Here is a 12,871-nt window from a genome sequence, read left to right on the forward strand (position 1 = left end):
AAAAATCTTTTCTTTGGCGGCGGAAAAGGCAACGCTTTGTGCCTGATGCTATTCCTATACTATTAATTAACCTGCATATTGCATTGTATTGTTAGCTTAATGGTTGGCCCGTTTTAGTTATTATTTATTTATCAGATATTTTGTGTAAAATGAAAAAACTGTATCCTGTACCCATGAGTATGCTGCTGCTGATTTCCCTGGCAGGCAAAGGACAAACGCTTCAAGCTGTTACGGATAGTGGAAATACTACCACCAAAAACATATGGATAGGCGCGTTGCCCAGCAGTGGGGTGATAGAAAATACATTGAACCTCGGAGGCAGGTTAAAGTTGTTGGGAGCTAATGCGGCTTATGCCACTGGCGTGGAGGGAGAACAACCTACTATTTACCGGACTGGTGTAAACTCTCTGGGATATCCATTTAATGGCTATAATAATCTTGTTTTACAAACAAGTACACAGAACAGGGACATGTTATTTGTGACGGGTATTACACCGGTAGAGCGGATGGTGATCAAAGCAAACGGAAATGTTGGAATCGGAACAACCAACCCTATAGCACCGTTGGATATATTTACCAACACCAGTATGTTTGGGTTGAAGATAGGAGATGAAGCCAATTCGAATATCAGGATTGCAGGTACTTCTGGTGGTGCTACCGGTTATGGTAGTATTCAAACCTATTATGGGGGACAGCTGGGTGGAGTACTGGTATTGCAGCGGGATAGCGGGAATGTAGGAATTGCGATCAGGAACCCTAAAGAGCGGCTGGCAGTAAAAGGGAGTATGGCCATTTATTCGGAATTGGATAATGTAACGCCAAGGCCGGAAGTTGGCGCAGGTACTATTTCCGGAGAAATCCGTGGCCTTGGTGGTGGCGCTGCTAACCCCAGCTCTAACTGGGATGATGGTTTTTTGCGCCTTAGTGCCGGAGGTGGTTCTAATGCATGGACCAAGTCGTTTATTGATCTGTCTGGTTTTATTTCTACCAGTGCCAGCAATGATCCGGCGGTGATGGACAGATCCATGAATATTACGATGGGTACCAATGGCGTGGAAAGATTACGGATCACCACTGAAGGTAATATAGGTATCGGAACAAAAAAAACAGGAGGGCATAAGCTGGCAGTAGAAGGAACTATCGGAGCCCGTAAACTGATCGTCTCACAATCCACCTGGGCCGACTTTGTATTTCATCCGTCCTATACATTACCTGCCTTGCAAGAGGTAGAAACGTTTATCAAAGAACATCAACATTTGCCAGGCATTCCATCTGAGGCAGTGATAAAAGCAGAAGGACTGGATGTGGGAGATATGAATAAAAAGCTGTTGCAGAAGGTAGAAGAGCTGACCCTGTATATGATTGATATGCAGAAAAGGCAAGCATTACTGGAAACAGAGAACAACGAATTGAAAGGCCGGATTAAGCATCTTGAAAACAGGGAGTAAGCAGCTTCCTTGTCTTTTTCAATGGAAAACGGACTGATTAATTATCGTAGTGCAAAAGATATATTGGATTGAGGTTTGCTGAGTAACTTTATTGGTCTTAGCAGAATTAATTAGTTGGCCTTATTTTGGAACCACCTACGCCTAACCTATATAGTGAGATGTAAATAAGAGTAACCTTTTTTATTTTAAAAAAAAATAAAAAATATCTTTATCTTTAAAAGAGTTCGTGATTGCATTTAATCAAACCAAAAATTTAATTATGTAGCCCTGTATCGTTTCAATAACTGTTGTGTGTAATGTACCTATGAGCGCTTTGCAATTATCAGTGTAATATGTGTCGTTTTGTTACCCGTGACCTATACTGCCGACAGACTGATGTTGTAATTTTTTATTCCCTGATAGTGTACTGTCTACCAATGAGAGCATTTCAATCCCCCTGATTGTATGGCAAAATATCTATGTATTATTTTGATGGGACTTCTATGCCCCTTGTTAACGCAGGCGCAACATGCTCGTCCTGCGCCCTCGGTTGCCCCTTTTCCTGTTTACGAAAGTGCAAAGGAATTGTGGAACAATCCTGTACTGAAGAATACAGTCCTGGATTCGCTCAATAAGCGTACACATATGGGTATCCCTAAATCGATAGTACATCCGGGTGTCTTAAAACTAGCGGGAGAAATGCCTGCCTCTTTTTCTTCATTAAAAGGATTGGATGATTTAACAAGAGTGCAGTTTCTTGATTATGTTAATAAATCAATGGGGCCAGATAAAGTGGAGCAGCTAAAAAAAGGATATGAGTTATTAAAAGATACCGCCAGGATATCGAATTACCTGGAGCGTAAACTAAGGGGCTTTTATGCCTGGAAAGACATGCCCCGTATGCAGCCACTGTTACAGGCTGGAGCGTATGATAATCATTTCAAAGGAGTAAGTGCTAATGCATTTTATGACAATACTCCTGCTGCAGTGGCTAAAAGTGGATTCCACATACAATTGGAAGATCAGTTAATAGTTGGTAACATTCCCTTTAATATCCGGTATACTAATTTATCAGGGCAGGATAATCTGACAGATATACTATCGGACCAAAGTTTGGCTAAAGTATCCTTTGACAAGGAGGCCTATCTGGAACGGATGTCTAAATATGTGAAAAATAATTATGATCTGGACAAATACTTCCTGGCAGATATTGATGTAACAGCGGCGGTAAAGTCATTTGCTACCAACCGGATTAATAATATACAGCACGAAATGGAAGCAATGCTGCCATCAGGATCACCCTTTAATGACCTGCTTTCTGCTGATCAACTCATCCACCTGGATAGCGCCCAGATAAAGCAGGTATTGTTATCACAGTCATCACTGGGTTTACAGCCGGGAGATCTGGACAGTGGCTCTCTGACAGCATTATATCAGAAAGTGGCTGCCGATAGCACTAATTCCTTATTGGCGGAACAGCTGCAAAAGGTAAAAGCGACGCATGTATATCTGGATAAAATACGCACATTAAAGCAGGAAGTAGGCTCCGGGCTGGCTGTTAAAGAAACTTTGTCCAAACAAAATGTTACTCACCAACGGGTAAGTGGTTGGTTGAATGATGCCGGCACCAGATCAGGTGCTATTAAAGAATTATTGCCATTGGGTTTTTTCCAGCGTCTGATGATGAATGTCAAAAACCTGAACATTGGCAATATTGCTGCCAGTGGTAGTAAAGGAAGTGTGTCTGATCTTTTTATGTCCGGCGCTCAGGGATCATTTTTGAATAAAAGCAACAAGTTTTTAATGTTGGGCATGGGGAGCCGTAAGGATGGTGCCGGTATTAAAGATCTGCCTTTTACTTCCTCCATAGCCCCTTCTTCTTATGCGATGCAGTTTATGCAACTTGGGAAAGGAGATGTGGATAAGGAACATAGCCATGTGGCGCTGGTAAATGCTAACACTAAAAACACTGTTGTGCGCCAGTTTACTCCACAGCAATTGTCACGTAATATCTTTGTAGGAGCCTTATCCCAACAGCTAAGTGTAGGAGAATATGGTGCTCTGGCAGTAGAACTATCGAAGTCCAATACTTCCTTTAATAATTCATCAACCGGGAATGAATATGCATTGACCTCAAAAACAGCGGCCTTCACCTTGTTTGATGATTTCTGGCAAACACTCTCAGCGGGTATTGACTTTGCCGGTAATGTAGCTGAATGGAAGCTGACACACCGGGTCTATCTGAGTTATTCCGGCCTGGGCTATAGTAACCCGGCTACGCCGTATGCCAGCCGGGGGAGTTTGAAATATGGGGCGCAGGTGAAACGTAGCTGGCAGAAGAATAAGGTAGTAGTAGGCCTGAAAATGGATATGCAGGATATGAGTACCTCTCCGCTCACAAACAGCAAATGGAAGAATCAGCAGCTGGCTTTTGATACCCGCATTAAACTAAAACGCAACTTGTCTTTAGCAGCACAATTAAGACAGGCTGTAATGAAAAGCGTGCGTGATAATCATATCAGCACCGGCTTTTTAACCCGCCAGTTCACATTGTCCTCTCAAATGGGTGGAAAGTTGTTTACGCTGCCGCATAGTAGTAATGTGATGGTAGGTGTGCAACAAATGGACATGGCCAATGACCAGAGTATGTTGGTGAATGTAAATGTAAATCATAGCCTGGTGATTAATAGTAATATGCTTGCTTTCAATTTATTCTATAACAGGGATATTAAAAATCATGCACTGTATGGTAATCTCCTGACTATTGAAAGTGGCTGGAATTATATGTTACTGAAGAAGGTTAGCTGCTCCAGTGGAGGAACTTATCTTAACAATAAGGATGTGGTGAAACAAATTGGTATTAAACAGACTTTTAATACCAACCTGTTACCTAAACTTAATGCTAACCTTTACCTGGATTGCCGGAAGAATCTGTTGAATACACCACAGAATTATTTGTTCGGCAATTTCCGGAGCGAAATAGCATTACATTATTTATTGAATTAAGGACATATGAAGAGGCTTAAACAATTACTGGTTGTTTGTTTTCTGTTAACAGGTGCAGGTAATGTACGGGCACAGGTAGCTTTCTCATTTGTGCCACAGGTACATGGCCGTACTCTGGATGGATTGCTTATGGTAAGGATTGCAAATCCCGCAGCACAAAAAGCAATAGTCACCCTGACGGTGACGGTTACTGAGCAAAGAGGAGGACGGGTGGTAGCTATACAAACGCCTCCATTTGAATTGCTACCTGGCAGCAATGTATTGCCGGCTGGATTAGTTGCAAGGTCAAGTATTCATTTTGCAGCAAATAAATTGGGCGATGTTACTCGTCAATCCGGTTATTTCACCGAAGGTGATTATGAATACTGTTTTGAATTGGCGGATATCAACAAACAAAAAGAAGTAATCGGACAACAATGTTTTGATTATTTCCTGGAGCCATTTTCTCCATTACTTCTGATGACACCGGGTGAACAGGATGTGATCTGTGATAAGAAGCCGTCTTTTTTCTGGCAGCCATTGTTACCCGCCATACCTGGTATGCAGTACCGGTTAGTACTGGTAGAACTGAAGTCCGGGCAGGCAAAGGTAGAAGCGCTGCATTACAATACACCGATCATTAACCAGCTGAATATCGCTATGCCTATGCTGTTTTATCCTTCCATAGCAAGACAACTGGAAGAAGGTAAACAGTATGTTTGGCAGGTAACTGCCTATAAGAATGATATGAAGCTGGCTGACTCGGAGGTCTGGAATTTTACAGTGTCTTGTACTGACAGCAGTAAAAAAGCACTACCTGAAAGCTTCAGAAATATAGAGGACCTGGCGCAGGGCAATTTTTACCTGGCAAAGAATGAATTGCTGTTTGCGGTAAAGAATGTATATGATAAAAACACCCTGAGCTATCAGATTAAATGCATTACACAGCCTGATCAGAAGATTAAAAAATTGCCACAGATTAAACTGGAACGGGGCATTAATCATGTTACCATCGATTTGTCGGAAAACAGGTCATTTATTGATGGTTATTACTACATATTGACCGTAAAGCTTCCTTCAGGGGAAGAAAAACAACTCAGATTCCTTTACAAAAAAGAGCAGGAATAAGTGATGAAGCAATCTATTTTTTTATGGATACTGTTATGGATGGCTGTGGGGTGTAATAACAACAGAAAAAGTGGTACGGAAGATCGATTCCCTACTGTCCATGATCCGAGGATCCAGGAAAAAGACATCCGTGATACCAGGATCAGGCTTACGTATGTGCCGCCCTGTAAGCAGGAGGGAGCGGTGATGGAACCAGATACTACAGAGGTAGTATTCAAACTGAATGTGTTTTCAGCACAACTGAAAGAAACAAAGGATAAAAAGACTATACAGGCATTGAGCTATGGTATAGACTCGCTGTTTGTACTTACCTCCGGACAGGACAGCCTGCCACCTTTATTGGCTCAGCGGATTGCCAACGGTAATCTGCGGGGAGCGGAATATTTGCTGGTATTTGACCGTACTGCTTTGCGGCAACGGCAAGAAGCTGTACTGGTATTTCGTGATTGGCTGTTCACCAGTGTCAGAATGGAATTTCCTATCAATATTGCAAAAATCGATTCAATCAGCTGTGGGCTATGATAAAGTATATTAAGATAAAAAAGACCATTGCATGCTTTTTTCTGAGTTTACTCACCATAGAAATGTTGATGCCCGCTTTTGCCTGGGCGCTTACCAGTGGCCCGGCACAACCGGAAAGCCAACAGTTTGTAACAGCCGGTACAAATGATATGGTCGATCCCTTTACAGGGGCATTCAAATATGATGTGCCGATTATGGATATTGATGGTTACCCGATCAACCTCAACTATCAGTCGGGTATAGGCATGGATGATGAAGCCAGTTGGGTGGGACTGGGATGGAATCTGAATGCAGGCGCCATAAACCGGCAATTACGTGGTATACCAGATGACTTTAAGGGGGATATAGTGGTGACAGAACATAAAATGAAACCTAAAACTACCGTTGGAGGTAGGGGTACTTTAAAAACAGAGATAACAGGAATAAATATCGCGAAGCTTAGCGGTTCTTTATCAGTAGGCGTATTTAATGACAGCTATACCGGAATAGGGGCAGAGGTAGGATCTAATGCCGGACTTTCCTTTAGCATTGCTAACAGTGGCATGTTAACGGCAGGTATGGGCATTGGAGTAAATTCTAATACCAGCGATGGAGTAACGGTAAAACCTCATGTATCATTATCACTCGCTGCGAAGGTGGGCGAACAAAGTTCCACTAACATGTCCCTGTCTGCAGTACTGGGCTATAATACCAGGCAGGGCCTTAAGGACCTGAGCTTGTCGCAATCTTTTGGGATCAGTGGTACTAAAACATTTGAGGATAGGTCTAGTAAATCAGGTTCAACCGGTTGGGAAGTAAATGGCAGTTCCTATAGCTACAATACCCCCGCTTTTTATCCTCAGGCTGGTATCGGGTATAAGTCTACCAACAAGAATTATAGTATTGATCTGGGAGTGACATATACAGCAGTTTTTGTTGGAGGTGGGCTTACGGGGTATTATTCAAAACGGGAAGTAGCTAAAGAGCGTATTACCAATCAGGCGTATGGTTTTCTGTATGCAGAAAAAGGTACGGTGCGGGATAGTGCCTTGATGGATTTTATGCGGGAAAAAGATGCACCTGTAGTAAGGGATTTACCTAACCTCGCTGTACCAATAGCTACTCCTGATGTGTTTTCTTTCAGTAGTCAGGCAGAGAGCGGGCAGTTCCGTTTATACAGGGGAGGCAGTGGGGTTTTGTTTGATGCTGAATCCAACGATGTGAATGATAATGAAACAGCTGGTTTAGACCTGGGCTTTGGTGGTTATTTTCATGGTGGCGTTAATTTTTATGATCAATATGTGCTAAGCAAAACCGGTAAGTGGAAAGAGGATAATCCTTTTTTGCCTATAGCAGATTATCCGGTTGACTCTACTCGGAAAACAGAAGAACAGGTGTATTTCAAAAGAGTAGGAGAAAAGAACCTGTCTGATAATAATTTTATTAACCGTATACATGGGGAGAGCGTAGTATCTGTACCATTGTTGGGTAAAAGTACACGTGCCGGATTGCAGCAGCGGGATAACTTTAATATGGCGGGAGCTCCCTACAAAAAAGATGGGCGTCAGATAAAGCGGAGTAATATTTCCTGGCTAACTGCCGATGAAGCAGCACAAGGGGCATTAGATAAACAGATCATGAACGCTCCTTTCCAGGACTCTGCCACTTTTTCGCCCGCTTCCTGCCGGGTTACCAGCACAAACAATCTTCCCAGAAATGGAGGTATACGCAAAGGACATCATCTTTCAGAGATTACAGTACAGGGCGATGATGGTAAGCGGATGGTATATGGGTTGCCTACTTACAACACCACACAGGAAGAATATTCTGTAGCAGTAGATCCTGCTAAGGTAGATTCAGCAAAGAACCTGGTCACTACAGACATCGTTAATGGACTGGTAGTGCCTTATGACAGTTCCAGAGATAAATATTTTCACCATGAAATACAGCCGGCCTACGCCAGTGCCTATTTATTAACTGCCATCCTCTCACCTGATTATGTGGATGTGACAGGAGATGGGATTACAGACGATGATCTGGGTACTGCTATCCGGTTTAACTATTCCAAAGTAAGTGGGGTTTACAAATGGCGCTCTCCATATGAATTTGCCCAGGCTATTTATAATAAAGGGCTTAGCGCGGATGGGAAAGATGATAAAGGTAGTTTTGTGTATGGGGAAAAAGAATTGTGGTATCTGCAGTCTATAGAAACCAAAACCAAGATAATTTACTTTATAACAAAAGACAGGGATGATGCGTTGGGCGTAACTGGCGTTAACGGAGGACGGTTTATAGGTACCCGCCAGAAATACCTGAAAGAAGTAAGGCTATATTCCAAAAGCGATTTGCAGCAACCTATTAAAACGGCATATTTTGAGTATGACTATTCTCTGTGTCCCTCTGTGCCTAATCATATTACGGTGGGAGGAGGAAAACTCACCCTTAAAAAGGTTTATTTTAAATATGGCAGTTCCGGTAAGGGGAAAAGTCATCCCTATTCGTTCACCTATGGGAACAATCAGGCCTATGCCTATTTGTCGGCCGATCGGTGGGGGGCTTATAAACCGAAATACAACAATACGGTACCCGCACTCCGGAATGATGAATTTCCTTATAGTCTGCAAGACAAGTCTCTAATGGACAATAGTGCCGGTAAATGGCACCTGACAAAAATAGAACTGCCTACGGGAGGGGCTATTAATGTAGATTATGAGTCGGGCGATTATGCCTACGTGCAGGACAAAAAAGCCATGGAGATGGTGAAAGTTGAGGCGCTGATAAAAGCAGATGGGGTGGTTACTACTAACCTGAACGAAGCAGCCGGATTCCGGGTAAAAACACCGGTTATGTCTACCGGCAGTGTGGAGGAACAAACAAAATTTTTTAAAGAACACTATCTGAATGGAAGTGATATGTTTTATGGGAAGCTGTTTACCAATGTTTCCGATGATCCCAATAATACAGATGATAAGCGCTTTGAATTTATTCCCTGTTATGCAAAGGTAATAAAGGCGCAGTTTGCCAATGACTATGCGAATGTGATTTTTGAGGATATGACTTCAGGGAAGGTTACCAATAATCCTTTTCTGTTTGCTGCCTGGCAGAAAATGAGAATGGAATATCCGCAGTATGCTTATCCTGGTTATCAAAACAGCATTCCGGACGATAGGGCATTGGAAGCCGCATTAGGGGCACTCGTAAATGCGATTGGTAATCTTGCAGAGCTTCGGGAAAATTTTTATCAGCGGGCACTGAGAAAGAAATTTGCCAACCGGGTTAAGTTGGAAAAGAGTTTTTGCCGTTTAGTGAAAACCAATGGACATAAGCTTGGGGGTGGGGCCCGGGTAAAGCGGGTGAGGATCTCGGACAACTGGCAAACCATGAGTAAAAGTACAGCCCCAGGTGCAAGCTACGGCCAGGAATATGCTTATGTAAAAACAGAAAACCGTAATGGGAAAACAGATGAAATAATTAGTAGTGGTGTGGCCAGTTATGAACCTGGTATAGGAAGTGACGAAAACCCCTTGCGTATGCCTGTACCGTATACAGAGCAGATGAAAGGTACTATGAATAATTATTTTTATCTGGAAGAGCCATTTGGCGAATCGTTGTATCCTGCTGCACAGGTAGGCTATAGCAGGGTTACAGTAAGAGAACTTAATGCTGCCGGTATAGTTGATCCCGATGCAAAGACGGGATGGACAGCGCAGGAGTTTTATACTGCAAAAGAATTTCCTGTATTGGTAGATTATGAAAAAAAGCCAGCAGTACAAAATTATCAGCCCCCGGGTTGGCAAAGTTTTGTGGGAGGACATATTGTACATGAGCTTACCATGTCGCAGGGATATGTGGTGATACTGAATGATATGCATGGTAAAATCAAATCAGAACGGATCTATAACCAGTCCGGCAGTGAAATATCTTCCACGGTATATCATTATAATGCTTCGCAGATAGATGCCGGCAAGTATCGTTTGAGAAACAGCGTTACTGTGACGGATGAAAAGGGAACACTTACCCCCAACCAGGTGATAGGCCGGGAAATAGAAATGTTTGTAGACCTGCGGCAACAGGAGATAGATAACAAGGGTACCGCCATACAGATCGGTGTGGATGTCGTCCCTTTTTTCTGGGGTATTCCATTACCTATTCCGCACTGGCCCAGAAAAGAAAATGATGAATACAGGTTGTTCAGATCTGCCTGTGTATTAAAGACAGTACAGTACTCCGGGATACTGGATAAGGTAGTAAAGACGGTTAATGGAGCTTCGGTTACCTCCGCTAACCTGGTATACGATAAGTATACAGGTGATGCAGTCGTAGTGCAAACGAATAATGAATTTGATGACCCGGTATATAGTATAAACATGCCGGCATATTGGGTATATGAAAAAATGGGAGGTGCCTATAAAAATCAGAACACAATTCTGGAAGGGTTCAATACAGATGCTGCAGGCGTGATAAACAACAGCTATGGCAATTTTTTGTCGGCAGGTGACGAGTTGTTGAACCTGACTTCAGGGAACGGGGAGCGATTGTGGGTGGTCTTTTCGGCAACAAATGAAGATGCAACCCAAAAGCTGAGAGTAATTGGTAGCGGAGGAGAGATAAAGCACTGTAATGGGATAAAGGTAAAGGTGCTCCGTTCGGGATTCCGCAATCAGCTTACCAGCGCTGCGGCATCTATTACTTGTCTGAACGATCCGATAGCCGGTAACCGGTTAGCTATTTTTAACACTAGCCAGGACACTACCTACCGGGTATTGGATGCCAAGGCGACTCTATATGATGAAAAATGGGGGATGCCTACTACCTGTATAACTTGTCCAAGTGGTTATGTGTTGAGCACGGATGGTATTAACTGTATAGTACCACCTGTTGAAAATACAGACACCAGCTTCCAGGTTGTAGCAGGAGATATTGCTGCTGATACCTCATATGGCATGAATGGTGCTTTTTTCTATGAACGGAATCTTACAGATGTGCTGGTAGGTGAGAAGGTAAGTGATTTCTGGGGAGGAGACTGCGGTGGTTATGTCTCTTTTTTCAAAACCGCCATAGCAGATAATAGCCTCGCGCAAAGGGTGGTAGCAGGTGATTCAGGTTCGATGATCATGAAAAAAAAGCCAGAGAACACTCAGGGAATTAATAAAACTGCGCCCGGATATGTTGGTAAATCTGCTCCGCAGGGTGTACAGGCGCTGTTAAGTAAACCACGTGGATTTTGTGGGCGGTTGATAAATGCAGGGATCTGGCTGAAGGGAGCAAACGGATCTTCTTATTATAATAAATGGCTGGGGGTAGAGAGCTGTTTTGATGTACCTGGATGGGACACTTATAGTGTTGGCTTTGCTGCAGACAATCAGGTGAAAATATATATTGATGATGTCCTGTTCAAAAGCATTACCACCACCAACTCCGATGCATTTACAAAATGGATGGTATATCCGGTTGTACTTTTTGGAGGCCGGCATAAAATAAGGATAGAAGCGATGAATGATGGGCTTACGGCGGCCGTAGCAGTGGAAGTATACAATGGTACTCCCTCTTTTATCATGAATCAAACCGGAGCTTACGTAGCGGAGCACACCCTGTTTTCCACTTTTAATCTGCGGAACAAACCAGTATCTACTTTTATCAATGATAACGGGAATATTATTACCCGGTATACCTGTCCGGCAGGAACGTCACTTGATATCTGCGCAATGCCATGTAATTGTGGCTCAGTGCCGGCAGGTGTATTGGTAAATCCTTATCTCACCGGCTTTTTAGGTAACTGGCGGGTTTCGGAAGAGCAGGTGTTCCAGGTAGCACGTAATGATGATCACTTCCATAACAACGGTGGTGTGGATGTCCGGAATACCGGTAATTATAAAGCGTTTACACCTTTCTGGACCAATAATAACGGGGCTGACTGGGTATCCGGCAATAGTAATAAATGGACCAGTGTACGTTATATTACCCTGTATGATAAGTATGGTCAGGAGCTGGAAAATCGCAATGTTATAAATGTATATAGCAGCGCGTTATATGGTTATAAGGGAGCATTACCTACTGCGGTAGCGTCTAATGCGATGCAAAGGCAGCTGTTTTACGATGGCTTTGATGATTATGATTTCCAGAATTTGTGTAATACAGGTAGTGCCTGTGTGCAGGATAGTTTTAATATTTTCAGCAGCCTGGGAAGTAATTATGCGCAGCGCTTAAACAGAACCGATGCGCATACGGGTAATAACAGCCTCAAATTATCTAATCAGGATGCGATCCGGCTTTACACAAGAGCACATGATAAAGTGCATAAGTCAGTGGATTATCTTGGAAGAGGACCTGCCGGAGAGTACATTAAGAAACCTCTGCCTGACCTTTATCCGCGTGGGTTCAGTCCTAACAGTACCGGCAAGTATGTCTTTTCCGTATGGGTGAAAGATGGGCAACCACCCAGTACCGGTACCGGGATCAATTTAAAGGTGAACAATACCAATATTACACTAACGCGAAAGGCTACCGTAGAAGGCTGGGCACTGGTGGAAGGCCTGATTGATCTAACTGCCATACTAGGTAGCAACAAGGTAATAGAGATGACCCTCCTTGCTACCGCTTCAAACACCCTGATTGATGACCTCCGCATCTTTCCATTTGATGCACTGGTGAAATCCTATGCGTATGATGACAAGAAACTGAAGGTAATGGCGGTACTGGATGAAAATAATTTTGCCACTTTTTATGAGTATGACGAAGAAGGCTCCATGACCCGGGTGAAAAAAGAGACCGATAGGGGAATCATGACCATCCAGGAGAGCCGTTCCTCTTACATAAAAAAATAAGTACAA

5 protein-coding genes are annotated in these 12,871 nt (G+C 43.1%); all 5 read left to right on the top strand.

Annotation, left to right across the window (positions count from 1 at the left end; translation table 11 throughout):
- Positions 1 to 149 precede the first annotated feature (149 nt).
- On the top strand, positions 150 to 1,448 hold the full coding sequence (locus tag ABR189_RS06695; RefSeq protein ID WP_354659689.1) for a hypothetical protein: 1,299 nt from the start codon (positions 150 to 152) through the stop codon (positions 1,446 to 1,448).
- 444 nt (positions 1,449 to 1,892) lie between these two features.
- Complete coding sequence (locus ABR189_RS06700) at positions 1,893 to 4,433, top strand: hypothetical protein (RefSeq protein WP_354659690.1); 2,541 nt, start codon at positions 1,893 to 1,895, stop codon at positions 4,431 to 4,433.
- A gap of 6 nt (positions 4,434 to 4,439) precedes the next feature.
- Positions 4,440 to 5,540: a hypothetical protein gene (locus tag ABR189_RS06705; RefSeq protein WP_354659691.1), complete on the top strand. Its 1,101-nt coding sequence runs from the start codon at positions 4,440 to 4,442 to the stop codon at positions 5,538 to 5,540.
- Positions 5,541 to 5,543: 3 nt separating this feature from the next.
- The gene (locus ABR189_RS06710; protein WP_354659692.1) at positions 5,544 to 6,062 is read left to right on the top strand and encodes a hypothetical protein; all 519 of its coding nucleotides are present in this window, start codon (positions 5,544 to 5,546) and stop codon (positions 6,060 to 6,062) included.
- The gene (locus ABR189_RS06715; RefSeq protein ID WP_354659693.1) at positions 6,059 to 12,865 is read left to right on the top strand and encodes a hypothetical protein; all 6,807 of its coding nucleotides are present in this window, start codon (positions 6,059 to 6,061) and stop codon (positions 12,863 to 12,865) included. The genes ABR189_RS06710 and ABR189_RS06715 overlap by 4 nt, the downstream gene beginning before the upstream one ends.
- Positions 12,866 to 12,871 lie beyond the last annotated feature (6 nt).

This window comes from Chitinophaga sp. H8, assembly GCF_040567655.1.
Lineage (GTDB): Bacteria > Bacteroidota > Bacteroidia > Chitinophagales > Chitinophagaceae > Chitinophaga > Chitinophaga defluvii.

Coding starts and splice junctions, on each gene's coding strand:
- ABR189_RS06695 (WP_354659689.1), top strand. CDS start 150: ATGAAAAAACTGTATCCTGTACCCATGAGTATGCTGCTGCTGATTTCC.
- ABR189_RS06700 (WP_354659690.1), top strand. CDS start 1,893: ATGGCAAAATATCTATGTATTATTTTGATGGGACTTCTATGCCCCTTG.
- ABR189_RS06705 (WP_354659691.1), top strand. CDS start 4,440: ATGAAGAGGCTTAAACAATTACTGGTTGTTTGTTTTCTGTTAACAGGT.
- ABR189_RS06710 (WP_354659692.1), top strand. CDS start 5,544: ATGAAGCAATCTATTTTTTTATGGATACTGTTATGGATGGCTGTGGGG.
- ABR189_RS06715 (WP_354659693.1), top strand. CDS start 6,059: ATGATAAAGTATATTAAGATAAAAAAGACCATTGCATGCTTTTTTCTG.